The sequence below is a fragment of the Rickettsia sp. MAE-05 genome (assembly GCF_057319745.1).
In genome coordinates this window covers 90,080-117,060 of sequence record NZ_JBLTIO010000003.1, presented here as the reverse complement: position 1 = coordinate 117,060, position 26,981 = coordinate 90,080, and the positions used below count along the sequence as shown (strand labels likewise).

The window sequence follows — 26,981 nt, the reverse complement described above, 5'->3', positions numbered from 1 at the left end:
AAATTTATGAATGAAAATTAATTAAAACTTATAAAAAGAATTGTATTTTTTCATAGAAGAGGTCCTAATCGTAATTTCATCAGGGATTTCGGTTATGAACCTTGAAGGGTAAGAGCGGACTATTTCATAAAATATTTTTCTGCTTTCTGCGTGGGTAATGTAGAGATCTTTTTTGGCTCTCGTAATACCGACATAAGCAATGCGGCGTTCTTCTTCTAAGCCTTTTTCGCCGTCTTCGTCTAGGGATCTTTGAGATGGAAATACCCCCTCTTCCCAGCCCGGTAAAAACACCACGTCAAACTCAAGCCCTTTAGCTGCGTGCAGGGTCATTATAGTAACAGAACCACCGTAATTAGTTTCAAGCACTTCATTTTCCATAACTAAACTTGAATGTTCGATAAAATCATGAACATCGTTAAATTCGGCAATAGCTCTAAGCATTTCGTTAATATTTTCGATTCTACCGAATGCTTCTTCGGTCTTTTCTTCTTGAAGCATTTCAAGATAACCGGAATCATCAAGTATTGCTTTAACTACGTTTATTGGAGCATCTATACTAAATCTTTCGTGCCAATTATCAATTTTAGTAACCAAATCTTTTAGAGTTTCATATGGTTTTGCTTTAATCTCGCCCATTTCCAACATTTCTTTAATGGCTGCGAAATTAGAAATATTTCGCTCAAGTGCATAGACTCTAATTTTATTTAAGCTAGCTGCACCTATTGCCCTTTTCGGCACATTTATAATACGCTCAAGTGCTAGATTGTCATTTTGATTTAAAGATATACGGATATAAGCAAGCACGTCTCTTATTTCCATACGTTCATAGAACCGCAAACCTCCTATAATTTTGTAAGGCATAGCACTATTTATAAACGCTTCCTCAAAACTTCTTGTTTGAAATCCAGCTCGTACTAATATTGCAATATTGCCGGCATTATATCGGTCTTCTCTCACTAATTTATCTATTTCGCCGGCTATATATCTTGCTTCTTCTTTATCACTCCAACAAGAGATAATTTTTATCTTTTCACCGCTTTCCCTATCCGTCCATAACGTTTTACCGTGACGGTTTTTATTATTATTAATAACATTAGAAGCAGCAGCAAGTATCGGCAAAGTTGATCTATAATTCTGCTCTAATTTAATAATCGTTGCACCTGCAAAATCTTTTTCAAAGCGTAATATATTACCGACTTCCGCTCCTCGCCAACCATAGATAGATTGATCATCATCCCCTACACAGCAAATATTTTTATATAAACTTGCGAGCATTCTTGCCCATAAATACTGGACAACGTTAGTGTCTTGATATTCATCGATTAAAATATATCGATATTTTTCCTGGTAATATCTTAGTATTTCAGGATTTTTAATAAAAAGCTCATTATTATAAAGTAGCAAATCTCCAAAATCTAAAACATTAGAAATAAGTAAATTTTTCTGATATTCTTCGTATACAAGTTTTGCCACCCTCTGCAACGGTAAATTAGTATCTGATGCTGATAGTTTACTTGGTAATAATCCTTGATCTTTCCATCTCGAAATTATGATATGTATTAATTTAGGAGCATATTTTTTAGTATCGATATCTTTTAGTTTTACTATATCTTTAACTAGTTTTAATTGATCATCATGACTAATAATAGTAAATCTATTATTTAAACCAAGATTTAAATGCTCAATTTGGTCACGTAATATCCTAGCTGCCATTGAGTGGAAAGTGCCTATATTAAGACCGTAGCAATTAATTAGACTGTTAACTCTTTCAGCCATTTCTTTAGCAGCTTTATTAGTAAAAGTAACGGCTAGAATATTTTGAGGTGACGCTAAATTTTGGTGAACAATATTAGCTATTCTTGAGGTAAGTACTTTTGTTTTACCTGTCCCGGCACCTGCAAGCAATAAAAGCGGTCCTTCAGTATGAAGAACTGCTTTTTGCTGTTGTGGATTTAATGTATGTATGAAATCTTGATTTTGCATTTTACCTGTCATACCGTGGCTTGACCACGGTATCCACAAAATAATTAATACTAGCTACTTTAGTTTTTTACTGGATACCGTGGTCAAGCCACGGTATGACACTATTCTAAAGCATCACCTAATTCTTTTCAGATTTTTAATAATATAAGAAATAGTAATTATCGGACTACAAATAATTATTTTAAATAACCTAAAATAAGAGCTTAAATTTCTATCTTCAATAAACCAATTATATAAATCATTTATAGGTTTAATCTCAGCAGGAATAATATATTTATCTTTAAATAATTCTTTTAAAGCTCTTTTGGCCTGTTTTGCTTCTATTTTACGCTCTATTGTTAAGCTTTGATCATGTACTCGGTAGAAATATAAAGATTCCGGTATATGAGCAAATTTTGTAACAAGTCCAAAACGAAGCCAATATTCATAATCATCAACTAACTGCATATTTTCATTATACCCGCCTACTTTCCTTGCTAAATCAGCTCTATACAAGAAACATGCACCGACGCAATCTCTAATCGGTAAAAACTCAGGCGATTCTTGATAAAGTCTTGCACCTATACTACCTTGCTCATCGATTAAAGTATAATCAGTATATACAAGCCCTATCTCAGGTGAATTATCAAGTGTCTTAACCATTTTTTCTAAAGCATTTTCATGGAAAAGATTATCATCTGAAGTCCAAGTAAAATACTCCCCCTTGGCCTCTTTAAAAGCAACATTCAAGCTTGCCGGTAATTTTTTATTGGTCTCGTTTACTATTACCTTAATACGTGAATCCTGCTCTGCATATTTCCTAGCTACTATAACGCTACTATCTTTTGAGCAATCATCAATAATAATAAGCTCAAAGTCTTTAAAGCTTTGATTAAGGCAGCTCTCAATAGCAAAAGGTAATAGCTTCTCTCTATTATAAACCGGTAAAACTATTGAGATTTTTAGAGTGTTAGTACGCATTCACCCCTAGAATATCAAGTTTTTCTATATATTGAATTACGGTTTCTTGTAATTCGTCGGAATAATAATTATGCTCAAAGTTTAATAATGTATTACATAAAGCATTATTAAGCCCTTGAGGTATTATAATTTCAATCTTATTAAATTGTTCAATTAGTCGTACTATAGGATCAAAATATTCAATTGAAAGCGGTATCTCTTTATCTAACAATTCAGCAAGATTATTAGATGTTATGTGTAAGTGGTGATTAACTTTTTCTTTACCTATTATTAAACAAAGCGGTTCATAATTATCAAGTATAAGGCTAATTTCTTCAATTTTTCTTTCAATATCATTTATAGGAACAGGCATAATTTTTATTTCATTATCATATAGGTGTTGTTGCATGGATCAATTCTCCCGTCATTGCGAGGAAATTACGAAGTAATTGACGAAGCAATCTCAGGATGGTCATGCCTCCATATTGCAGTTACGCCTATTAAAAAGCTATACGTTCAATAAGAGTACCAATAACCTTATCATGAATATCCAATGACTTGGAAAAGCAGATTGTCTTACGTGCAAGCCTCTTGCATCTCGTTCTAAGGTTCAAGTTACTTCGTTCTATCCGTTGAGTGTATTTTTTACTGATAATATGCTTTTTAGGGTCTAATAACCTAGCATAACTCCCCCATCCATCTGTATAGTAAAAAGTCACCTTGAAATTCTCTAGTTTTTTCAGTAATGATTCTAATGTGCTATCACATCTTGTACCAAACGTATAAGCAACTACTTTTAACGAAATCTTATCCAAGGCATACCAAAGCCATCGTTGTCTGGATTTATTCTGTACATAAGACCATTGTTCATCTATCTCAGGAATTGAATATCCTGACTTTATTACTTCTTCTGTGTTGTTACAATATCTACACTTAACATCTATTTTTGCCATAACTCCTTAACTATAATTCTCTCTTATTACTGTTTGAGGATTATAGACTATTTACTCTAAACTGCAATACGGAGGCACGACCCTCAGGATATTTGATAAGATTGCCACGCAGCCTACGGCTGCTCGCAATGACGATTTGGTATCTACGCTTGTAAATTTATATATTTCGTATTTAGATATTCAAATATCCCTTCAAATGAGCCTTCAACTCCAAAGCCTGAAGCTTTACGCCCTGCAAAAGGTGCTTTTGCATTTCCGGGCAATGGGTTATTAATTGAAACCATACCAAAATCAAGCCTAGTTGCTATCATTTGTGCCACAGATATATTATTTGAATATACATATCCTTGCAAGCCGTATTCGGTATTATTTGCACGTTCTATTACTTCATCCAAATCTTTAAATTTATAGCACGCAACCACTGGACCGAATATTTCTGTTCTAAAGATATCCATATTATCCAAACAGTCAATAATAATAGTAGGCTCAATAAAATTATCAACAGCTTTACCGCCGCAAATTAATTTAGCTCCTTTATTTTGTGCATCAGCGAGTAGCTTTTGTATTTTTTCTATGGCAGCAGAGTTAATTAACGGACCTATATCTGATGCTTTATCAAATCCGTCACCAGATTTAAGCTTAGTAAATTTAGCCTTTAGAATTTCTATAAATTTTTCATATATAGATTCTTCTATAAATATCCTATTGGGTGAAGTACAAGACTGCCCGCTATTTCTAGTTTTAGCGATTACTAAATCACTTGCTACTTTCTCTAAATTATTATCTGCCGTTATAATGAAAGGAGCATTGCCGCCAAGTTCCAAAGATAAACGTTTTAGAGTATTTGCAGCATTTTGATATAGAATTTTACCGACATTTGTAGAACCGGTAAATGATAATTTCCGAAGCCTAAAATCTTCACAAAAAGACTTACCTATAACATCCGAATCACCGGTAATCACGTTAAATACTCCGGCGGGCAAACCGGCATCGCTTGCAAATTTCGCAAGTATTAAAGCTGATAGAGGCGTAAGGCTTGACGGTTTTAATATAACGCTGCAGCCTGCAGCTATTGCAGGCACTACCTTACGAGTAATCATTGCATTTGGAAAATTCCAAGGAGTTATAGCCGCAGACGCTCCAACCGGCTCATATTGCGTAACAATTTTATGAGCTTTACTACTGCCTGGTTTAATAGTCCCGTGAATATTATGTATAACATATGTATACCAATCAATAAAAGATGCTCCGTATAGAATTTCTTTTTTGGATTCAGCGAGTACCTTACCCTGCTCTAGTGTTAATATATGACTTAACTCATCAATATTTTCGATTACTAAATTATACCATTTTCTAAGAATCGTTATTCTTTCTTCAAATGAACTTTGTGACCATGAAGAAAAAGTTTGCACCGTATTATTAATCGCTGAATTAATCTCAGATAATCCTAAATTCGGAACTGTAGCGATTTCTTTTAAGGTCGAAGGATTAATAACGGATATTTGCTTCCCGAACTCTATAAATTCACCGTTTATATAATTCTTTCCCGTAATGTTTTTAAGTAAGTTCATAAATCCCTCATAGCATTATTGCGTGGATACTAAAATCGTCATTGCAAGCGAACATTGGCATTACTCGCATGGCTCTTATGTCATTCCCGCCTACGCGGGAATGACATTGAGGTGACATATAGTATTTTTCTAATCTTAAAATTATCCGCTAATACTAGCAAGAGAAATATAATAATTAAGCTACTTCATCGTAACAACTTCTTACTACGCCGGCAATATTTGTATCAAACTCTTCTACTCCAATCGTGAATTGTTGACCGTCTTTAGAGAACGTAATTTCTTTATCGGTATCTACTTTATCTCCAATAAAAACATCACCTTCTTGTACTCGTGTTATTAAATTTAGGTCGTGCCTCGTATTAAAAGTGGGTATCAATACAGTTATCCGTGTTTTAAAAAAATCTAGTATTAAAAACAATAAATCATTCTATCAGTACAACAGAAGTAATTATTGCTCCTGAGATAGATGAACAATGGTCTTATGTACAGAATAAATCCAGACAACGATGGCTTTGGTATGCCTTGGATAAGATTTCGTTAAAAGTAGTTGCTTATACGTTTGGTACAAGATGTGATAGCACATTAGAATCATTACTGAAAAAACTAGAGAATTTCAAGGTGACTTTTTACTATACAGATGGATGGGGGAGTTATGCTAGGTTATTAGACCCTAAAAAGCATATTATCAGTAAAAAATACACTCAACGGATAGAACGAAGTAACTTGAACCTTAGAACGAGATGCAAGAGGCTTGCACGTAAGACAATCTGCTTTTCCAAGTCATTGGATATTCATGATAAGGTTATTGGTACTCTTATTGAACGTATAGCTTTTTAATAGGCGTAACTGCAGGCATGACCCAGTTACCTTTGTAACTCCTATTTCTGCTCCTATAGCTTTTAAAAAAATTTCCCATTTTTTCTCTGAAGTTAAGTGCTGTGTAGGCATAATTCCTCTCTATTTTATAAAATTAGAAAGAAAGATTATATTGCTATAATTTTTAATACAAGAATTTATTAAAAAAATTAATAAATTCTTGTATGATTATGTCTTTTTTTTAGGAATTTTATTATTTGTTCAAAAATTTCTCTACCTCAAGAGCAGCCATACAGCCACTACCTGCAGCAGTTACTGCTTGTCTATAAATTTTATCCTGAACGTCACCGGCAGCAAAAACCCCTTCTACGCTAGTTTTAGTTGTACCTAACTTCGTGATGATATAATTATCGTCATCCATTGCAATTTGTCCGGTAAATAGCCCCGTATTCGGTGCATGCCCGATAGCTATAAATACACCGCTACAATTCACTAAACTAATTTCTTTGGTGTGGACATTTTGAATTTTAACTCCGGTAACGGATTTTGGTTTATCGCTACCTACAATTTCATCTACTACATGATCCCAAATTACCGATATTTTAGGATTTTTAAATAATCGATCCTGTAATATTTTCTCAGCTCTAAAACTATCTCTTCTATGTATTATAGTAACTTTGTTAGCATGATTGGTTAAGTATAAAGCTTCTTCTACTGCACTATTTCCCCCCCCTACTACAACTATTTCTTGATTCTTAAAAAAGAAACCATCGCAAGTAGCACATGCCGAAACACCAAAACCACGAAATTCCTGCTCTGAAGCTATACCAAGCCATTTTGCTTCTGCACCGGTACAGATGATTATACTTTCTGCTTCATATTCATTTCCTGATCCTGTAAATACTTTAAAAGGCCTCTTTGATAAATCCACTTTTTCCACATAATCACTAATAATTTCTGTACCGACATTTTTAGCCTGCATAGACATTTGTTCCATAAGCCAAGGTCCTTGCACCGTTTCCGCAAATCCGGGATAATTCTCAACATCGGTGGTAATTGTAAGCTGCCCGCCTGGCTGCATACCATTAATTAATATTGGTTTTAGAGCGGCTCTAGCCGTATAAATAGCGGCACTTAGACCCGCAGGACCTGAACCTATTATTAGTACTTTAGTAGTAATTTTCATAATTATTGTTTGTTTATTAATTTGACTTTATGTTATTGTATGGATACTAAATCGTCATTGCGAACAGCCATAGGCTGCGTGGCAATCTCATGAAATTAAAACTAGATTGCCACGTCGAGGCTTTGCCTCTCCTCGCAATGACGATGAATGACCTCACACCTTCTTCTCTAACCAAGATTTGATATAGTTAATTTCTTCAGGATTCATTAGGGAAGGAGCATGACCAGCATATTTTATTTCATAAAGATCAAAAGTTTTTGTTTCTTTCATCTTTTTAACAGTAGATTTTGTTAAAATTTGAGATTTCATCCCATGAATTACTAATATTCTACATTTTATTTTATTCCATACGGACCATAGTTTAACATCTTCTTGGTTACTAGCATTTTTCATTCCTTTTGTTATAGCAGGATCATAATTCATTTTATATTTTCCGCCAAATGTAGAAATTACGCTATATTTTGTTAAATAATCCCAATCTTCTTCATCTTTAATACCTATTTGGGCATAAATAAGTTTTAAATGTTCTTTTGCACTAGCCAAATCATCTAAGAGTACCGTTTTTTTAGCATAACCTCCAATTTTAATTAAAGGAACAGCATCAATAAATGCCCCTATATCATTTAATATTAAGGCTTTAAAAATATTTTTATATTTACTGGCAAGTACCATACCTATAATACCGCCCATTGAAGTACCGAGCCAAATAGGTTTTTCAATATTTAGTCTTTTAAAAAAGAATAACGTATCTTTAATATAGGTAGTATAATTATAATGATTAGCTTTTTTAAAATTTTCGCTATCACTACGACCGGGATAATTTATTGAAATTACTCTATAATTTTTACTTAACTCTTTAGCTATTTTATCAAAATCATGAGCATTTCTAGTTAAGCCGTGAGCACATACTATTATATTTTTATTTTTAGGATCACCGAATTCCACATAAGAAATTTTATGTTTCGGTATATATTGAAGAGGTAATAAATTAATATAGGGACCAATTTTTATTGAATTAATTTTCATATGAACCTATTAATACCAATTTAGAATAAATTTTAAAAAAATCATTGTCATCATGTTATTAATTTAAGTCACTTAAAAATATACTGACCATTGTCGGCATATATATAACTACAAAAAGCAAAGATAAAAACACGGTAGCTGCAACTTTCTCAGGATAAAATTTCTGTAAATTCGCTATAACTATAGTATTTGCTGCGAGTGGCGCCGTAGAAAGTAGTTTTAGAGCATTATAGTAATCATTGTTATACCATTTTGTTACAAAATGATCAAACATGATAAATAACCCTACTCCCAAAGGATAGAATAAAAATTTAGCAGCAAACGTAGCAAGAGTAAATTTTATATCGACTTCAAATTTTTGTAGAGATGAAAGAGCAAGGCCCACCATTACCATACCGAGTATCGAAAAAGAGCCTTTCATATTATATATAAAATCATCTAAAAAATCCGGTAAAGTAAAACCGCAAAAACTAAATAAACATCCCAAGAAAAAAGCATTTAAAATCGGTAATTTTACTACTTTTAATATACTATCGGTGGTATTTGCAAAACTTCGCATACAAATATAAAAGCCGACGGAACATTCATAAATATTAACTCCTATAACAGCCATCATGTAAATACTTAATGTATAATCATCGAAAAGTGCTGCAGCTATAGGCAACATAAAATATCCGCCATTTGCTGTACCTGCAGACAAAGCTATAATATTACGTGTATGATCTTGCCAAAATTTACCAAAAAAATAATAAGAAAAAAGCGATAAGAGTGTTGCAATTACAAATGTTACGACCGTAACGCTTAATGCCGAAAGTGTTAAGGTTGTACTAGCAGGTATCGTAAAAAATACTATAGGTGATATAAAATAGAATAGTAAAGAAGAGATACTATCTCTTTCAACATTTGAATATTTACCTGCTAAGAATCCTATTACTACACTTAATAATACCGAAACGGTTTTAAAAAAACTATACTAAAGATTATCATGTAATGAGCTAAAGATATAATTACTTATAATATATGAGGTTTTATTTTTTTTCACTAAATTTTGTAAAGATTTTTATTTTATTAACTTTTAATTAAAATAATATAAATATTATGGTATTTAAGATTTGTTATTTAATATTATATATTTATGCAAAATCTATTACCCTTATTAATTATATTTTTTGTTTAAATACCTATTCTAATCCTATGCCGCTTGGTCTTGAATTAAATAAAACTACCAATATAGATTTAACAAAAAAATACAGAATCATCAATAAAGAACCTAATTATTGGCAAGGATATAATTATTATATAGAACCAAATGAAAAAGCTATATCTAAAGCTTTAGTAATATGTAATGATTTTAATGTAATAGAAGCCGTTATCTTAACTATAGATAAAAATAAGTTTGAAGAGTTTTATAACATTTTAAAAGATAAATATAGTTTAGAAGAAGAAAATGATAAAGTGGTTACTTTCAAGGATGGTGAATGTTTAATCATACTTGAATCTTCTGAATTAAATACCGAAATGGAACTTGTATATATAACAAACGGTTTTTATAAAGAATTTTTAAATAAACTAGATAAAGAAGAAAAATTAGAGCAGCACCGGATAAAAGATTTGTTATAGTATAAATTTGACATTTATTAAATTATAACTTATGTTATTAATTTATTATTAATATATTTAATTAGACAAGCTTATGAAATCCGATACTCAAGAAATAACACTAGATAATAGAATTATTATACCTGAAGGAGGTAAGTTAGCATTACAAAACCCTTTACCTAATACACATATTACTTCTGAAAAATATCCTAATAAATTTGTAAAAATACTAGAATTTAATCCAATTTCTAATGAAATACTTATACAAAACGATAGCTTGTCTTTTCCTTTAAAATTTCAGGTAGACCATGGGGTAGTTTATATAGATGATAGTTTAGCAGTACGAATGTTAGGGCATTGCTAAATAAAGATAGATACCATCATTGCAAGCGACTATAGGCGTTGTTGCACAAATACCGAGTCGTCATTGCGAGCAGGCATCACAACTGTCCGAAGTTAAAATGAACAAAAGCTATTTAATAGCTAAAAATGGTATTTTTAACGTAAAACATTAAAAATACTACCAGCAATAGTTATAAAAACAATTGCTTATTCTACTTATTTTTCAACTTCGGACAGTTGTGAGCAGGCATCGGCGTTGTTGCATGGAATAATACTTATGCAAGGATAATATAATGAAGAATATGTAGACGAAGTTTAATTTGGAAAAGAGCAAGGCGTCTTGAAGCTGATAACCGCAGCGTACATACTAGTACGTGAGGATTATCAGCAAAAGACAACGTAGCCAATTTTTCAAATTAAACGAGTATACAGGAAGCCACTTCGGAAACTATAGGCATCTGCAAATTATATTTTTTTATCAAATCTAAAACTAACTTTAACGCTTCTCTTCCCTCTACTAATTCTTTATATTCTTGTAAAAATTTCTTTTTGTCGCTACTAATTCCAAGCTCATAACCGAATTTTGTATTGCGTGAGCCTAAGGAATAACAGGTAAGCACTAAATCACCTACTACTCCAGCTTCTAGTAAAATATCCGTCCTTTTACTACCCAAAGCCTTAGATAAAGTAGCAATTTCTTTTAAGGCGGATACTATAAGCGTTGCTCTTGCATTCTCGCCCTGCTTCTTTGCTAAATCAATTCCGCTTTTAATAGCAAAAATATTTTTTAAAGCTCCTGCTACTTGTAAGGTCACAATATCGCTTGTCACATTAGTAGTAAAATTTTTTGAACCTAGATTATAAGCTATCTTATTTGCTATATCTATATCTAAACTTGCAATACTTGCCGAAGCCGGTAAATTTTTAGCTAGTTCTTTCGCTAGATTCGGACCTGCAAAAAACACTGTAGTGCTATGCGGTAATAGAGTTTTTAACCTATCTGAAAATAATTCGGTAGGGTTACGAGCAAAGCCTTTTGTTGCGATTAGAAGAGTATTGTCTTTAGAAATGCTATGAGTTTTTAATAATTTTATTGAGTCATCAAAAGCATAAGACGGCACTGCAATAATAATTAGTTCAAAATCCTTAATTACACTTAAATTTGTAGTAGCCTGTAAATGAGCAGGTAATTTAATATCCCCTAAATATTTTACATTAGTTTTGTTATGTAAAATTTCTTTGGCTATTTCCTCATCACGTAAAAATAAAGTAACGTTATTACAGTTTTGTGCTGCTAAAGAAGCAAGACTAGTACCAAAACTCCCTCCTCCATAAACCGCAATATTTTTAAATTTATTCATTTTATTTTTTCTTTGTCACCCCGCAATACACAAATCGTCATTGCGAGGAGTTGCTTTAGCAACGACGCGGCAATCTCGTCAAATATCCTGAGATTGCTTCGTCAAAATTTTCAATTTTTCCTCGCAATGACGGAAAAAACGATCTACAACTCCTCTACTCCACAGCTTTCTCAAGATTTACTATTATTACAGGTGACTTATTTATTTCCTGTTTCAAGGTTTTACGGATTGTTCCTTTTATTGCTTCGATTACTTGTTCATCCGACAATGCTTTTTTAGCCTGTTTATTTTGAATGGTAACAAGTTCTTTAATGTCGTTTTTCATAAGGTTAACTAATGCCATATCCTCTTTTGGATCAAGCAGACCAGGCATAGACAGCATGGGGTTTGCAGCAAGCAGCCCTTTTTTATTAATTACTACTGATGCTACCACGATACCCGACTCACGCATACGTCTTCTAGCTTTGAAAATCGGAGATTCTACAGGGAGTAAATAATTACCGTCTACAGCTAAATAGCCATTTTCAACCTTTGAAATTACTTTTGCATTATTAGGTTCAAGCAATACTACACTACCATTTTCAACCTCTACTGCCTGTTTTATGCCGTTTTTCTTAGCAAGCTTAACATGTTCATGAATATGTACAGGCTCGCCGTGAACAGGTATACAAATATTCGGTCTAATTAGAGAATACATTTTTTGCAGCTCGTCAATCGATGGATGTCCTGAAACATGCACAAAATGGTCACGTTCGGTAATAACTTCTACACCGGCTTTAACAAATATATTAAATAGCCTGAATATTTTCTTTTCATTACCCGGAATAATTTTTGAAGAAAAAATCATTGTATCCTTAGGAGCAAGCTTTATAGATTGGTGAGAATTACTAGCTAATTTTGCGGTTGCTGCCATAGGTTCGCCTTGACAACCGGTAGCAATTACTAATAATTCTTCTCTTCTAAATCTACTAACGTCACGTTCACTAATTAGAGGAGCAATATCTTTGAAATAGCCGCTTTCTTGAGCAGCAAGCATCATACGATGCAAACTTCTACCGGTTAAAACTACTTTTCTACCGGCCAGCCCTGCAGCATGAATTATCGTATCAAGCCGTGCTAAATTAGAGGCAAAGGTTGAAACTACTACCATTTGAGGGCAGCCGGCTATGATATCTACTAAACTTTTTCTAACATCGCCTTCAGAACCTGAACTTCCTTTATTAAATACGTTAGTTGAATCACAAACAAGTGCAAGAACCCCTTCATCTCCATAAGACTTTAAAAGCTCCTCATCAGCTTTTTTACCAAGCACCGGATCATTATCAAATTTCCAATCTCCCGTATGTAAAATATTACCTGCATCTGTACGAATCATAACTGCTTGCATTTCAGGAGCCGAGTGAGTGAGCGGCACCATTTCTAAAGAAAAAGGCTCTAGATTTATTTTACTACCCGGTTTTACTTCGTGAATTTTTATATTTTTAGCAAAATCATATTCATTTAAACGAATTTTTAAAAAATTTGCTGTGAAAGTAGTAGTATAAATAGGACATTTAAGGCTATTCCATAAATATTGGACACCGCCTAAATGATCCTCGTGAGCATGAGTTAAAATCAGACCTACTATATCTTTTTTATATTTCTCTATAAAGCTACTATCGGCAATTATCATATCAACACCAGGTAAGTAGTCATCGGCAAAACCGCTACCGCAATCAATCATTAACCATTTACCTTTATAATGGTAAAGATTAAGATTCATACCTATTTCATTAGATCCTCCTAGCGGTACAAATAGCAGATCATTTTTATGATTTTTGATGTTGAATGATGACATAATTTAACTTAATATTTATTTTATTACTTTATTCTTATAACTTATTATTAGTTAAGCGTCTATACATTAAAAAAGAAATTCATATAATGAATATAAATAAAATAGCATTGATTTATAACCAAAATTCCAAACATCTAGATATTATAGAGGAAATAAAAAAACTCTATAATTATTGTAAAATAGAGGAAGCAGAAGCAATTATCGTAATAGGCGGCGATGGAGAATTACTACATAATATTCACCGCTATATGAATCTTAATATCCCTTTTTATGGAGTTAATTTAGGAAGTCTCGGCTTTTTAATGAATCCTTTAGATACCAAGAATTTATTACAAAATATACATGAAAGTACAGTTTCTATTCTAAATCCTCTTCTTATGCAAGCTGAAGATATAAGCGGTCAAATATATACAGCACTTGCTATTAACGAAGTATCGATATTTCGTAAAACTAATCAAGCTGCTAAATTTAGAATAGACGTAAACGGAATAGAGAGAATGAGCGAATTAGTAGCAGACGGAGCTTTAGTTGCAACGCCTGCCGGAAGTAGTGCTTACAATTTATCTGCCGGCGGTCCTATTTTACCGCTTGATTCAAACATGTTATGCCTAACCCCTATCTGCTCTTTTAGACCGCGTAGATGGCACGGTGCTTTACTGCTTTCATCTGCTACAATTAAATTTGAAATACTTAATACAAATAAACGACCGGTAAATGCTACTGCCGACTTTCAGGAGTTGAATAATATCACGAATGTTACCGTTAAATCTACTAAGGATAAACCTATCAAACTACTCTTTAATAAAAACCATACGCTGGAAGATAGAATTATTAAAGAGCAATTCGGTGGATAGGCATTGCTAACTAAAGAGAGATAAGGTCATGCCTCCATATTGCAGTTACGCCTATTAAAAAGCTATACGTTCAATAAGAGTACCAATAACCTTATCATGAATATCCAATGACTTGGAAAAGCAGATTGTCTTACGTGCAAGCCTCTTGCATCTCGTTCTAAGGTTCAAGTTACTTCGTTCTATCCGTTGAGTGTATTTTTTACTGATAATATGCTTTTTAGGGTCTAATAACCTAGCATAACTCCCCCATCCATCTGTATAGTAAAAAGTCACCTTGAAATTCTCTAGTTTTTTCAGTAATGATTCTAATGTGCTATCACATCTTGTACCAAACGTATAAGCAACTACTTTTAACGAAATCTTATCCAAGGCATACCAAAGCCATCGTTGTCTGGATTCATTCTGTACATAAGACCATTGTTCATCTATCTCAGGAGCAATAATTACTTCTGTTGTACTGATAGAATGATTTATTGTTTTTAATACTAGATTTTTTAAAACACGGATAACTGTATTGATACCCGCTTTTAATACTCTTACTGTATCTCTAACTCCAGAGCCGTTGATTGACATTTCTACTATTTGCTCCTTAACTCCAGGCTTAGATGCATTATTAATATACTCCAATTGAAAATATCGATTACACCGCTTGCATTGATATCTCTGTTGTTTTGAAATTGAATATCCTGACTTTATTACTTCTTCTGTGTTGTTACAATATCTACACTTAACATCTATTTTTGCCATAACTCCTTAACTATAATTCTCTCTTATTACTGTTTGAGGATTATAGACTATTTACTCTAAACTGCAATAATACGACCAGAGATAATAATAAAAAGCATCCCAGAGATAATAATAAAAAGCTCGATGTCATTCGTAATTTATTCACAGGATCAGTTAAAAATATCAATAATATTGATATTTTTAGTTGTTTTTTCTGGATACCGTGGACAAGCCACGGTATGACACACCTCTCTTTAGTTAGCAATTCGGTGGATAATTATTAAAAAATATTAATAATTTTTTGACTAAGAATTAAATTAATGTATGATGCCTTGTTAAAAATAACTAGGCATTATATATGAAATCAAAAAGTCTTCTATTAACTTTTCTGAAAATAACCATATTTTATGGTTACCGCTTGTTGGTGATATTATGTTACAAGGGACAACAACATATATCGAAGATAAAGTTAGAAAGTTTAAAATAGAAAATTATTTAGAAACTATAGAGAACGTAAAGGATTTAAAATTAGCTTTAGAAACAGCAAATATAGCAAGTAATAGACTAAGTAATAGACATAAAAAATTATTACTAAAATGTTTATTAAAAAATTATAATTATGAAGACCTTAAAAGCCATAAATTATTTGAAGATTATACCATAAATCAAGATAAAACGGCTATAATTCACAAAAGCTATGAATCAGAAATTAAGTTTAAATTTGAACCTATATCATTTCAAAATCCTTTAGATCGTATTACTTATAAGTATAATGCACAAAAAAATATTTTCTTTATAGCAGTAGTAGAAAAATATTCAAATTATGGAAAAAATAGCCAAAGATCTACTTAATACTGCCCCTGTAGTTTCAAAATTACTAAAAACTACAATAGATTATCCACAATATCTTCAATTCTTAGAACATATTGTAACATTTATAAAACCTGAAAAGCAACTTGAAGTTATAAAAAATTTAATAAATACAATAACTATAAATCTTATGAACTTAGCTCATTTTTCAGGAATATTAAGTAATGCTAAAGAATATGAAGCAGTAATAATAATACTTGAGTCTACACTACTTAATCCTCAGTTACCAACTTTAGTAAGTGACGGTGAAAAAAAAGAAGCTTTATATCGTTGTCGGACTAATCTGTGGTCAGCATATGTTAATACAAGAAATTTAGCATCAGCTGAAGAGCAATTATTGCTCATGTTAAAAGACAAACCAAATAATAGTAACTTCTATAATTTGTTTACGATTTATAGGCTCAATGGAAAATTTACAGAAGCAGAGAATTTAATACAAAATGCTTCTAATGATATAAAAACTTTAGCAAAAATGATTTTGAATTCTAACGAAATTTCTCAATCTAACTTAAATTCAATTAATCAAAATAATTTACCTGATAATTGTAAAGGCATGTTACGCATCTTTCAATATATGGCTAAATATAATAAATATTCTACTTCTGAGAAAATTTTAAATAAAGAAAACCTACGAGATGAGCTAATTAAAATTAGTAAGAGTGTTAATGAACCGTATACATTAGCTCAAATTGCATTAAAGACTAAACAATACGAACTAGCACAGCAGTTTTTAGAAAAAGTACCTCAAATAACTCTCTATCTAGATACACAAGTAAATAATACTTTTAAGGAATTAGAATTTTTACTAAACCCTGAAAAACATAGCAATCAAATCCATATAGAAAATCTTACCAATAAACTTCATTTTTCATCAGACCAAGCTATAAAAATAGTTGATAAGGTTAGCATCGGTTTGATTGCAGATAAGAAGTATAATCTAGCTTTAGAAAAAATTGATGAAGTTCTAAACCATGAGCCTCAAAATCAAGAAGTGCTTGAAAGAGGTTTAGAGGTTGCTTCATTAATTAACAATCAAGAAAAGATACAGCAATATTCTAATCTCTTACCTAAAGATGATAACTATGAGCTACCAAAAGAGTGGGATCCTATAGAAATCCATAAATATTATCAGTTAAGAAAAGAACAGGATTTATTTCATACTATACAACAAATTAATCGCCACCAAGAAATTATTCCTAATAGTATATGGCATATTACAAAAGAGCATGATATTACTACTAACGACGTTATTCCGCTTGGTAAATATAGAGGTTTAGATTGTTATGGAAAAATTAGTGAAAAATTACAAAAAAAATTAGATAAGAATCAATATGATAAATTTATAGATGCCTTAACGAAAGGTATAATACATAGCCCACAAGGTAAGAACGGCGTTAAATTTATCGGTAAAAAAGCAGTCGAAATTAAAATTGACGGTGACCAGCGTTTATTCACAAATATATTACATTCAAACGAACAAAGTGAATTGCTGATAAATTTTGATCATCAAGGGAATCATAATGATGTAGTAAAATTCGCCGGTGAACATCATCTAGAATTTCATCAAGATTTGCTATAGCTTTAATTGCTCTTTAATAATTCAATATTAAAGAGCAATTTGGCGAATGATTATTAAGATATAATATTTAATTATATTATATCCCCAACTAGTTCTTCCCCTAATAATTTTGATAATTCATATTCACTTGCTTCAGTCCAAGTTACAGGCGGCTCTTCATTCGGTAAACCGGTATCGTAACGATCATTAAATACTCTGACGGCTTGTTGAGTAATTTGATCAAAAGTACTTGTAGATTCTACTCCATAACCATATGCTTTTAACTTTGTTTGTAAAGTATCAACTTGTTCTCCAGTACTATCAGGACTTAATAATACTTTACTCTTTTGATCTTGCGTAGTCTCAAAATATCTACCAAAACCAGCTTCAGCTAATTCTTTCCAAGGAAATTTTGATCCAGGAGCTATATGAGCATTTCCTTCACGGTTTACAGTTACTTCACCAAGACCGACTAAATCATGTTTTAAATCTAAATCCGGATATCTTGTTGCTATATCTGCAAGAAAGCTTTTTAATTTCCCTATTTGCTCTTTAGAAAAATCGTTTTTTGCATCATTAATAAGCATATTCCCAATACCAAACTTATTAACACCCACTTCTCCTTTCCAGCTACTCTTGCCCGCATAAAAAGCTTGATCTGTTAAATCGTTATGATATTGATATTGTGTTCCATCCTTATCAGTTATGTAATGAACACTTGCACCTCGTGCTTGTAAGGCTTCAAGAGTGGAATTAATATTATTACTTACAGAATAAGTAATAACTACACAGTTAGGTTTTACTCCTTCCCATATATTTACCGTTTGGGCTATTTGTGTTACTGATACCGTTATTATTATCATTTGGCATAATATTTACCTCATATTTTTTTAATAAAAAGTTCAATCACTGAACTATGGCACTGTTAACAAAATAATTTGGTCGTGCCTCCGTATTGCAGTTTAGAGTAAATAGTCTATAATCCTCAAACAGTAATAAGAGAGAATTATAGTTAAGGAGTTATGGCAAAAATAGATGTTAAGTGTAGATATTGTAACAACACAGAAGAAGTAATAAAGTCAGGATATTCAATTTCAAAACAACAGAGATATCAATGCAAGCGGTGTAATCGATATTTTCAATTGGAGTATATTAATAATGCATCTAAGCCTGGAGTTAAGGAGCAAATAGTAGAAATGTCAATCAACGGCTCTGGAGTTAGAGATACAGTAAGAGTATTAAAAGCGGGTATCAATACAGTTATCCGTGTTTTAAAAAAATCTAGTATTAAAAACAATAAATCATTCTATCAGTACAACAGAAGTAATTATTGCTCCTGAGATAGATGAACAATGGTCTTATGTACAGAATAAATCCAGACAACGATGGCTTTGGTATGCCTTGGATAAGATTTCGTTAAAAGTAGTTGCTTATACGTTTGGTACAAGATGTGATAGCACATTAGAATCATTACTGAAAAAACTAGAGAATTTCAAGGTGACTTTTTACTATACAGATGGATGGGGGAGTTATGCTAGGTTATTAGACCCTAAAAAGCATATTATCAGTAAAAAATACACTCAACGGATAGAACGAAGTAACTTGAACCTTAGAACGAGATGCAAGAGGCTTGCACGTAAGACAATCTGCTTTTCCAAGTCATTGGATATTCATGATAAGGTTATTGGTACTCTTATTGAACGTATAGCTTTTTAATAGGCGTAACTGCAATATGGAGGCATGACCAATAATTTTAAAGCTAATTAAATTATTTTGTTAACAGTGCTATATTAATTATTAGTATTAATTAATAATTAGGTCAAGAAATAATTAATTTTTATTAAGTAATTAGATAGGTAAAAGCAATAATATTTTACTCAAAAGGTTGGCGTAGGTTAATAGCGGCAGATAAGGTACCCTCATCTAAATAATCAAGTTCACCTCCGATAGGTATACCGCTAGCTAGGCGAGAAGTTTTGGCAGGATGTTCTTTTAAATATTCAGTAATAAAATACGCAGTAGTTTGACCTTCTAAAGTAGAATTAGTAGCAATAATAACTTCTTTAATATTTTCTGCAAAACATCTTTTAAGTAGTTCAGGTAACCGAAGTATGCTAGGATTTTGCCTACTAGCTGCCGATAAATTATGACCTAGTACGTGATATAAACCTTTAAAATTACCGCTACGCTCCATTGCCCATAATTCAGCTACGGTTTCAACAACAGCAATAACCGATTTATCTCTATATTCAGAAGAGCAAATACAGCAAATATTTTCCGTATCCATATTACCGCAAATCTCGCATTTTACTATTTTCTTATCTATCTCTACAAGGTTATTAATCAGGCTTTTTAACCTAACATCTTTGTCTTGTAGTAGATAAAGCACTATACGTCTTGCCGACCTACTACCAAGCCCAGGCAATTTAGAAAAAAGATAAATTAGCTGGTCTATATCATTTGTGTTGTTGTTCATATATTAAGATTTGATTACGACGGTTCCGGCTATCTTATCATGCAATGCTTGTTTTTTAGAAGAAAAAAGTATGAAAAAAATACCAATAGGAAAAGTCATATACCCTAAAAATCTTTTAATTAACTGCTTTAAAGTCGGACGATTGAATGTTACGGCATCTACGATTTTCATACGTAAAAACATTTTACTAAGCGTTGCACCTTTATAATACCAAAGCGTTACGAAATATGAGCCTATTACTAATATATTAGTAGCAAAAATTGAAATATTAAACAAAATATATTTATTAAAATTCCCTGCTGTAAGATATTCATAAAATTCCTGACTCATAACAGAGTTAAACATTTCATTGGAATTATGAAGATTAATGTTATTACTAAGGAAATAATCATTAAAGAACAACCATAATAAATTAAAAGAACAAAATTGTGATATTGGGATTGCTATAAAGGCAAATAATGATAAATCAAGTGCCGTAGAAAAAATTCGTGCTATAAAATCAGGATAAATAATTTGCTTTTTCATTGCCGGTTACTTTATTTTGGTGTTAGATAGTAGGGGTTACCGAAATCGTCATTGCGAGGAGATGCGTAGCATCGACGCGGCAATCTCATAAAGTAATACCAATTCCTGAGATTGCCACGCTCCCTATGGTCGCTCGCAATGACAATTAGTACCCCTAATCAAAATTCAATATATTACATTTATGAACCAATTTGAAGCATATAGTTTATTATTTGTTGATAGTTTTGTCTCAAATCTTGTTATCGGTTTTCAGAATGAATTAATATTTCATTCTATGAAAATGTTTGGGGGCTATAATAGTTTAATAATGCTGCTAGTGGCTATTTGTGCTTCTCTTAGCGGTAATGCAGTCAATTATATTTTTGGAAGAATAGTTTTAAATATCTTTTATGCTTCCAAAAATGAACAAAATATCTTAAGACATAAAAATTTAACAAAATTATATTATAAATATGAGATATTTATAATTTTCTTAATGGCTTTTCCTTTTTGGGGATGCTTTATTTCCTTATTTTCCGGTTTTTTTAAAACAAAATTTCTAAAATTTTTAGGTATTGGTTGTTTGGCAAAAGCATGCTATTATACTCTAACATTATATATTTTATAATTTATGAAAAAATTAACCAAAACTAATTCTCATAGACAACAAAAATTAGCAAGCATTATAAATGAAGCATTAATCGAAATTCTAAGACGTGGTAAAATGCTGGATAGCAGACTTTTTGATTGTCCTCTCACTATTACAAAAGTTATAGTTACTGCTGATCTAAAAATAGCTAATTGTTATTTCTTGCCTTTTAATACTAAACTAACAATAGATGAAATTATGGATGCCTTAAGTAATTCTAAAAATGCTATCAGAAATTTTATTACTAATAAAATAAATATGAAATTCTCGCCTGATATAAGATTTCATTATGATCACGGATTTGATAATGCTATAAAAGTGGAAGAGTTGCTAAAAAATATATAGGTGCTAGGGGATAAACTCAATCATTGAAAACAATAATTATCCGTTATACTAAAAACGCTTAAAAATTAAGCCTTTAGTACAACAGCCCCCTAGCATAAATAAACTAAAGGCTATAAATGTTTTGCAATGATGGAGTTTAAACATCATTTACAAAACAATAATATCATAATAATTGAAATAATCAAGGTATTTTAGTTATCTTTTAATATTTTTTTTAAACTTTAAGCATAAGTCAAATAAAAATAAATCCTTATTTTTATTAAATAACTTTAAAAGATTATTTTTTTATATTAAGATATAAGAATAATCTTTTAATAAAAATAAATAGAAAATGTCTCCTCAAATAATAGAGTTATTAATTTTTGCCGTTATTGCCTTTTACATCATCAACAAATTAATTACGACTCTCGGTTCTACTTCAGAAGAGGAACAAACAAAGCAAAAATCTTATTTTGGCGAACCGGTTATTAAGGACGTAACTTACAGTACAGTTAAATCTAATAAAGAAGAAAAAAATATTCCAACAGCCCAAGATATTAAAGCTTTTAAAGATATAATAGTGGAACATAATATAACTGCGGTCGTAGATGGAATGGAACAAGTCCATAAACGCCTTTACTCCTTTGATCCGGTTAAATTCATAAATAATGCTAAAACTGCTTTTCAAATGATTATAGAGGCGGCTTATAAAAAAGATGCTAAAGAATTATCTGAGCTGATAGATAAAAGATATTTGGAAGAATTTGAAAAAATAACATCGTCCTATGGTGATTTTTTTGACTCATCGGCTTTAAGTGCAAAATATTCAGAAATTTACATGTTCGGTAATAACATATTTATTAAATTACTATTTCAAGGTAAAAATGTAGTTGACAAAATTGAAGATTTAAAAGAAGAATGGACGTTTACACGTAATGCTAATACTAAAGAAGTTGATTGGTTTTTAAGCAATATTGAGAAGGTGTAGCTGTCATCCCATGGCCCTTATGGCATTGTTGCGTGGATATAAAAACGTCTTGGGTGTCATACCGTGGCTTGACCACGGTATCCAGTAATTAAAATATACACATATTTTTAAAATTAAAAGCTCTATTCTTCTCGCTTTACCTGGATGCCGTGATCAAGTCACGGCATGACACTTATAAATAACCTAACAAACCATTAGTAATGAGTAAAATTTTCTATATTATAGGCACTATATTAATAATAAGTGTCGGTATTTTTATGTTTCAAAAGCAAACGATAACGGATAACAATCAAATAATCCCAAGAAAAGTTTTATTCGGTAACCCTGATAAAGCAAGGGTTTCTCTAACCCACGACGGCAAATATATTCTATATATTGCACCGAAAGACGGTGTATTAAATATCTGGCTAGCCCCCTCAGATGATATTAGTAAAGCAGAAGCCATAACCCATGACAAAGGACGTGGTATTTGGTCTTATGCTAAAGCTTATAATAATAAAAATATTTTATATACCCAAGATTTTAACGGTGATGAAAATGACCGAATTTATAGCTATAACATAGAGACAAAAGAGACAAAATTACTTACTCCTGAAAAAGGAGTTAAAGCCGGAATAGCAGGAGCAAGTCATAAGAAACCAAATGAGATATTAATATATTTAAATGAGCGTAATCCTGAATATTTTGATATTTACAAATTAAATCTAGATACTCTAGAAAAAGAATTAATTTATAAAAATGATAGATTTACTGATTGCGTAGTCGATGAAAATTTAAATTTAAGATTCGGTAGTTTACTAGATAAAGACGGAGCCGTTGAATATTATGAATTAAGAGACGGCGAACCTAAATTATATACTAAAATCTCAATGGAAGATTCTTTCAATACTTCTATACTCGGTTTTGATGCTAGCGGCGAAATTCTTTATATGCTTGAGGGGCGTAACCGCAATACTTCAGCCCTTAAGGCGATAACACTTGCTACAGACAGCGAAGAAATATTAGCCGAAGATGCAAAAGCCGATATCGGCTTATTTACAGTTCATCCCACAAAGCAAACTCCGCAAGCAGTATCTATAGATTATGATAGAGTCTCATATAAAATATTAGATAAAGATATTGAAGATGATATTAAATATTTGCAATCTCTCGATCGCGGTGATTTAATTATTAATAGTAGGACGCTAGACGATAAAATTTGGATTGTTGCTTATATGGCTGATAATGCACCGGTGAAATATTATAAATATGATAGGGCAAATAAAAAAGCCGAATTTTTATTTACTAATCGCAAAGAACTTGAGCAATATAATCTTGCTAAGATGATACCGGTAATTATCAAGTCACGTGACGGGCTTGATTTAGTTAGCTATATCACTTTTCCAAATGATGTAAAGCTTGATGAAAATAATATTCCTGATAAAAAAGTACCGCTAATAATTAATGTTCATGGCGGACCGTGGGTTCGTGATAGCTGGGGATACAATCCTGAGCATCAATGGCTTGCGAATCGTGGTTACGCAGTTTTAAGTATAAATTACCGTGGTTCTACCGGTTTTGGGAAAGATTTCTTAAACGCCGGTAATTTAGAATATGCCGGTAAAATGCACACCGATTTAATTGACGGTGTTAACTGGGCTATTAAGAATAATATAGTTGATTCTGATAAAGTTTGTATTATGGGCGGAAGTTATGGTGGTTATGCTACACTTGTCGGTCTTACCATGACTCCTGACATATTTGCTTGCGGTGTTGACGTTGTCGGTATGTCTAATTTATTAACTCATGTGCAATCTAAAGCTCCTTATATGACACCATTGTTAAGTATATATAAAACACGTATAGGACCTTGGGATACTGAAGAAGAAAAAGAGTTTTTAAGACAAAAATCACCGATTAATTTTGTTGATAATATCAAAAAGCCTTTATTTATAGCACAAGGTGCTCACGATGTGAGGGTCGTACAGGCAGAATCAGAACAGATTGTAAATAGCATGAAAGCAAAGCATATACCGGTAGTTTATGCACTTTACAAAGATGAAGGACATGGATTTGCAAAACCCGGTAACAGAATCTCATATTATGCTCTTGCTGAGCAGTTTTTAGCTAAGATTTTAAAAGGAAGAGCGGAGCATATAGGAGACGATTTAAAGAATGCTAATCTCATTCTGAATGATAAAGAAAAAATTAGCGGTACAGAGGCAGAAAAGATTATAGATAAGGCAGTTGGGAATTGATATCCTTACGTTATTGCAAGTAGTCATAAGCGTTGCCTGCATGGCTCTTTTATGTCATTCCCGCCTACGCGGGAATGACATAAAAGAGCGGGAATGACATTAAGTTCAGAATAATTTATTGGAGTACTATCATGCTACTTACAAATACTGAAAATTCTTATGGCTTAATTGCAAAACTTTTTCACTGGATAATGAGTATTATAGTTATAGTAATGCTCGTTGTCGGTTTCTTAATGGATAATTATATAGAACCGCCTCTAAAATGGCAATTATACGGGATACATGAAGCAACCGGTATAGTTGTTTTATCTTTAGTAATAATAAGGCTTTTATGGAAATTCTATAATGCTAATGTTTTATTACCAGCTGATTTACCGAATTGGCAAAAAAAAGCCGCTAATATTAATATAAATTTGCTATATCTTTTAATGTTATTAATGCCGATAAGCGGCTTTTTTATGACTATCCTATCAAATCATCATATTGATTTTTACGGTTTGTTTACTATAAATTCTTTTGCTCAAGATTTACAATTTGCCAAAATCTTTAAGAAAATCCATAAAAAAGCTGCTTTGTTATTTACTGCCTTAATTATTTTGCATATACTAGCTGCATTATATCACCACTTTATTAGGAAAGATAACGTACTTAAGAGGATGTGGAATGAGTAGCATATGTCATTCCTGCGGAAGCAGGAATCCAGCTCTTTCCCGTGTTATACCATGACTTGACCACGGTATCCATAAAAAAGTAAAAAAACTGGATTCCGCTACAAGCTCGCGGGATGACGTTGAGTACTACTGGATTCCTGCTTCCGCAGGAATGACAAGCGACAAAAAATTCTCTACTTTACAGTTTAAAGATTAATTATTATACTGTACTTTAATTATTTAAATAAATTATTTAAAATGAATATTCATGAATATCAAGCAAAAGAGATTTTAAGAAAATACGGCGTGCCTACTTCCACCGGACTCGTTGTCACGAAAACCGAAAAGATTAATGAAACAATAGATAAGTTAAATACGGAAGTATACGTGGTTAAAGCACAAATACACGCCGGCGGCAGAGGTAAAGCCGGCGGCGTTAAGGTTGTTAAGAGTAAAGAAGAAGCTAAGAAAGTGGCCCATGACATGTTCGGTATTAATTTAGTAACGCATCAAACAGGACCTCAAGGACAAAAAGTAAATCGTCTTTATATTGAATCAGGTTGTGATATTTTAAAGGAATATTATTTCAGTATCGTATTTGATAGATCAGCTAGCTGTATTACTTTCATAGCTTCTACCGAAGGAGGGGTTGATATTGAAGAAGTAGCAGAAAAAACTCCGGAAAAAATTGTTAAATTTTCCGTTGATCCTGCAACCGGTTTACAAGATTTTCATATGCGAGGCATAGCTTATGAGTTAGGCTTTAAGGATAACCAAGCAAAACAGATGAAAGAAATAGTAAAATCAGTCTATAATGCTTTTGTTGAAACTGATGCAGCACAAATTGAAATCAACCCGTTAATTGTACAAACGGACGGAAATTTACTCGCTTTAGACGCAAAAATCACTTTTGACGATAACGGCTTATTCAAACATCCGAATATTACAGCAATGCGTGATCACGATGAAGAAGATCCTTTAGAAACTAGAGCGGCAAACGCAGGACTTAGCTATGTAAAAATGGACGGTAATATCGGTTGTATGGTTAACGGAGCCGGTCTTGCTATGGCTACTATGGATATTATTAAGCTTTACGGTGCGTCACCTGCAAATTTCTTAGATGTTGGCGGTGGGGCTGATCGTGAGCGTGTAAAAGAAGCTTTAAAAATAATTTTATCCGATAAAGAAGTGCAAGGGATCTTAGTTAATATTTTCGGCGGTATTATGCGTTGTGATATTATAGCGGAAGGGATTATTGCAGCAGCAAAAGACATAGGTATAAAAGTACCGTTAGTGGTTCGTTTAGCCGGTACAAACGTTGAAAAAGGGAAAGAAATTTTATCAAATTCCGGTTTAGAAATAATACCGGCACATGATTTAGCAGATGCTGCAAATAAGATAGTTGAAGCGATACGGTAAAGTTGTAGGTGTCATTCTTAGCTAAAAGCAGGAATCCAGGGTAAAGCGAGATAAATCGAGCTTTTAATTTTAAAAACCTATTATGTATAACCTTTAAATTACTGGATTCCCGC

Annotated in this window: 25 protein-coding genes and 4 pseudogenes; 14 read left to right on the top strand and 15 right to left on the bottom strand. The window is 32.1% G+C overall.

Features of this window, described 5'->3' with window-relative positions; translation table 11 throughout:
* Positions 1–21 precede the first annotated feature (21 nt).
* A complete protein-coding gene (pcrA, locus tag ACNFN7_RS06650) occupies positions 22–1,995 on the bottom strand; it encodes a DNA helicase PcrA (RefSeq protein WP_485441390.1) in 1,974 nt (657 codons plus the stop codon).
* On the opposite strand from pcrA, the pseudogene ACNFN7_RS06645 reads away from it, so the two are divergent.
* Positions 1,985–2,086 (top strand): annotated as a pseudogene (locus ACNFN7_RS06645) (palindromic element RPE4 domain-containing protein); the annotation flags it as partial. The gene pcrA and the pseudogene ACNFN7_RS06645 overlap by 11 nt on opposite strands.
* 11 nt (positions 2,087–2,097) lie before the next feature.
* Here the strand turns inward: ACNFN7_RS06645 and ACNFN7_RS06640 are convergent.
* The 5 genes from ACNFN7_RS06640 to ACNFN7_RS06620 form a co-directional block, all read right to left on the bottom strand.
* Positions 2,098–2,943 carry a glycosyltransferase gene (locus tag ACNFN7_RS06640; RefSeq protein ID WP_485441345.1) on the bottom strand — a complete coding sequence of 282 codons (846 nt, stop codon included), beginning with the start codon at positions 2,941–2,943 and terminating at the stop codon, positions 2,098–2,100.
* Positions 2,933–3,331 carry a hypothetical protein gene (locus ACNFN7_RS06635; protein ID WP_485441344.1) on the bottom strand — a complete coding sequence of 133 codons (399 nt, stop codon included), beginning with the start codon at positions 3,329–3,331 and terminating at the stop codon, positions 2,933–2,935. Before ACNFN7_RS06635 ends, ACNFN7_RS06640 begins: the two co-directional genes overlap by 11 nt.
* A gap of 91 nt (positions 3,332–3,422) precedes the next feature.
* Complete coding sequence (locus tag ACNFN7_RS06630; protein WP_485441343.1) at positions 3,423–3,875, bottom strand: IS1 family transposase; 453 nt, start codon at positions 3,873–3,875, stop codon at positions 3,423–3,425.
* Positions 3,876–4,018: 143 nt separating this feature from the next.
* Positions 4,019–5,446 carry an NAD-dependent succinate-semialdehyde dehydrogenase gene (locus ACNFN7_RS06625; protein WP_485441342.1) on the bottom strand — a complete coding sequence of 476 codons (1,428 nt, stop codon included), beginning with the start codon at positions 5,444–5,446 and terminating at the stop codon, positions 4,019–4,021.
* A gap of 175 nt (positions 5,447–5,621) precedes the next feature.
* On the bottom strand, positions 5,622–5,822 hold the full coding sequence (locus ACNFN7_RS06620) for a hypothetical protein (protein WP_485441341.1): 201 nt from the start codon (positions 5,820–5,822) through the stop codon (positions 5,622–5,624).
* 41 nt (positions 5,823–5,863) lie between these two features.
* Between ACNFN7_RS06620 and ACNFN7_RS06615 the strand changes: the two genes are divergently transcribed.
* The gene (locus ACNFN7_RS06615) at positions 5,864–6,283 is read left to right on the top strand and encodes an IS1 family transposase (protein ID WP_485440853.1); all 420 of its coding nucleotides are present in this window, start codon (positions 5,864–5,866) and stop codon (positions 6,281–6,283) included.
* 232 nt (positions 6,284–6,515) lie between these two features.
* Here ACNFN7_RS06615 and trxB read toward each other — a convergent pair whose 3' ends face one another.
* The 3 genes and pseudogenes from trxB to ACNFN7_RS06600 all read right to left on the bottom strand — a co-directional run bounded on the left by trxB (position 6,516) and on the right by ACNFN7_RS06600 (position 9,461).
* Complete coding sequence (trxB, locus tag ACNFN7_RS06610; RefSeq protein ID WP_485441340.1) at positions 6,516–7,448, bottom strand: thioredoxin-disulfide reductase; 933 nt, start codon at positions 7,446–7,448, stop codon at positions 6,516–6,518.
* Positions 7,449–7,601: 153 nt separating this feature from the next.
* Complete coding sequence (locus ACNFN7_RS06605; RefSeq protein WP_485441339.1) at positions 7,602–8,474, bottom strand: alpha/beta fold hydrolase; 873 nt, start codon at positions 8,472–8,474, stop codon at positions 7,602–7,604.
* A 58-nt stretch (positions 8,475–8,532) separates the two neighbouring features.
* Positions 8,533–9,461 (bottom strand): annotated as a pseudogene (locus ACNFN7_RS06600) (AEC family transporter).
* 111 nt (positions 9,462–9,572) lie between these two features.
* Between ACNFN7_RS06600 and ACNFN7_RS06595 the strand changes: the two are divergent.
* Both ACNFN7_RS06595 and ACNFN7_RS06590 read left to right on the top strand, forming a co-directional pair.
* A complete protein-coding gene (locus tag ACNFN7_RS06595) occupies positions 9,573–10,094 on the top strand; it encodes a hypothetical protein (protein WP_485441338.1) in 522 nt (173 codons plus the stop codon).
* 73 nt (positions 10,095–10,167) lie between these two features.
* The gene (locus ACNFN7_RS06590; RefSeq protein WP_485441337.1) at positions 10,168–10,437 is read left to right on the top strand and encodes a hypothetical protein; all 270 of its coding nucleotides are present in this window, start codon (positions 10,168–10,170) and stop codon (positions 10,435–10,437) included.
* 394 nt (positions 10,438–10,831) lie between these two features.
* On the opposite strand, the gene ACNFN7_RS06585 is transcribed toward ACNFN7_RS06590, so the two are convergent.
* Together ACNFN7_RS06585 and ACNFN7_RS06580 are read right to left on the bottom strand one after the other, a co-directional pair.
* The gene (locus tag ACNFN7_RS06585; protein WP_485441336.1) at positions 10,832–11,776 is read right to left on the bottom strand and encodes an NAD(P)H-dependent glycerol-3-phosphate dehydrogenase; all 945 of its coding nucleotides are present in this window, start codon (positions 11,774–11,776) and stop codon (positions 10,832–10,834) included.
* 154 nt (positions 11,777–11,930) lie between these two features.
* Positions 11,931–13,613, bottom strand: coding sequence for a ribonuclease J (locus tag ACNFN7_RS06580; protein WP_485441335.1), 1,683 nt, complete (start codon positions 13,611–13,613; stop codon positions 11,931–11,933).
* 86 nt (positions 13,614–13,699) lie between these two features.
* Here ACNFN7_RS06580 and ACNFN7_RS06575 point away from each other — a divergent pair, with 86 nt between their 5' ends.
* Complete coding sequence (locus tag ACNFN7_RS06575) at positions 13,700–14,467, top strand: NAD kinase (RefSeq protein WP_485441334.1); 768 nt, start codon at positions 13,700–13,702, stop codon at positions 14,465–14,467.
* A 54-nt stretch (positions 14,468–14,521) separates the two neighbouring features.
* On the opposite strand, the gene ACNFN7_RS06570 is transcribed toward ACNFN7_RS06575, so the two are convergent.
* Positions 14,522–15,214 (bottom strand): IS1 family transposase, encoded by a 693-nt coding sequence (locus tag ACNFN7_RS06570; RefSeq protein WP_485441333.1) that lies wholly within the window; start codon positions 15,212–15,214, stop codon positions 14,522–14,524.
* Positions 15,215–15,625: 411 nt separating this feature from the next.
* Here ACNFN7_RS06570 and ACNFN7_RS06565 point away from each other — a divergent pair, with 411 nt between their 5' ends.
* Both ACNFN7_RS06565 and ACNFN7_RS06560 read left to right on the top strand, forming a co-directional pair.
* Positions 15,626–16,045 carry a hypothetical protein gene (locus ACNFN7_RS06565; RefSeq protein WP_485441332.1) on the top strand — a complete coding sequence of 140 codons (420 nt, stop codon included), beginning with the start codon at positions 15,626–15,628 and terminating at the stop codon, positions 16,043–16,045.
* Positions 16,017–17,642, top strand: a complete 1,626-nt coding sequence (locus tag ACNFN7_RS06560) for a hypothetical protein (protein WP_485441331.1) — start codon at positions 16,017–16,019, stop codon at positions 17,640–17,642. Before ACNFN7_RS06565 ends, ACNFN7_RS06560 begins: the two co-directional genes overlap by 29 nt.
* 71 nt (positions 17,643–17,713) lie before the next feature.
* Here the strand turns inward: ACNFN7_RS06560 and ACNFN7_RS06555 are convergent.
* A pseudogene (locus ACNFN7_RS06555) lies at positions 17,714–18,491 on the bottom strand (N-acetylmuramoyl-L-alanine amidase).
* A 152-nt stretch (positions 18,492–18,643) separates the two neighbouring features.
* Here ACNFN7_RS06555 and ACNFN7_RS06550 point away from each other — a divergent pair.
* A pseudogene (locus ACNFN7_RS06550) lies at positions 18,644–19,337 on the top strand (IS1 family transposase).
* 157 nt (positions 19,338–19,494) lie between these two features.
* Here the strand turns inward: ACNFN7_RS06550 and recR are convergent.
* Together recR and ACNFN7_RS06540 are read right to left on the bottom strand one after the other, a co-directional pair.
* A complete protein-coding gene (recR, locus tag ACNFN7_RS06545; protein WP_485441330.1) occupies positions 19,495–20,097 on the bottom strand; it encodes a recombination mediator RecR in 603 nt (200 codons plus the stop codon).
* Between the two features lie 3 nt (positions 20,098–20,100).
* Positions 20,101–20,622 (bottom strand): RDD family protein, encoded by a 522-nt coding sequence (locus ACNFN7_RS06540; RefSeq protein WP_485441329.1) that lies wholly within the window; start codon positions 20,620–20,622, stop codon positions 20,101–20,103.
* Positions 20,623–20,803: 181 nt separating this feature from the next.
* On the opposite strand from ACNFN7_RS06540, the gene ACNFN7_RS06535 reads away from it, so the two are divergent.
* The 6 genes from ACNFN7_RS06535 to sucC all read left to right on the top strand — a co-directional run bounded on the left by ACNFN7_RS06535 (position 20,804) and on the right by sucC (position 26,868).
* Positions 20,804–21,229, top strand: coding sequence for a YqaA family protein (locus tag ACNFN7_RS06535; protein ID WP_485441328.1), 426 nt, complete (start codon positions 20,804–20,806; stop codon positions 21,227–21,229).
* A gap of 3 nt (positions 21,230–21,232) precedes the next feature.
* Positions 21,233–21,595, top strand: coding sequence for a 30S ribosome-binding factor RbfA (gene rbfA, locus ACNFN7_RS06530; RefSeq protein ID WP_011270999.1), 363 nt, complete (start codon positions 21,233–21,235; stop codon positions 21,593–21,595).
* Positions 21,596–21,926: 331 nt separating this feature from the next.
* Entirely contained in the window at positions 21,927–22,562 is a 636-nt protein-coding gene (locus ACNFN7_RS06525; RefSeq protein WP_485441327.1) for a Tim44/TimA family putative adaptor protein, read from the top strand.
* A gap of 200 nt (positions 22,563–22,762) precedes the next feature.
* The gene (locus tag ACNFN7_RS06520; protein WP_485441326.1) at positions 22,763–24,799 is read left to right on the top strand and encodes a S9 family peptidase; all 2,037 of its coding nucleotides are present in this window, start codon (positions 22,763–22,765) and stop codon (positions 24,797–24,799) included.
* Positions 24,800–24,930: 131 nt separating this feature from the next.
* Entirely contained in the window at positions 24,931–25,470 is a 540-nt protein-coding gene (locus ACNFN7_RS06515; RefSeq protein WP_081427757.1) for a cytochrome b, read from the top strand.
* Positions 25,471–25,707: 237 nt separating this feature from the next.
* On the top strand, positions 25,708–26,868 hold the full coding sequence (gene sucC / locus ACNFN7_RS06510; protein WP_485441325.1) for an ADP-forming succinate--CoA ligase subunit beta: 1,161 nt from the start codon (positions 25,708–25,710) through the stop codon (positions 26,866–26,868).
* The last annotated feature ends 113 nt before the right edge of the window (positions 26,869–26,981 follow it).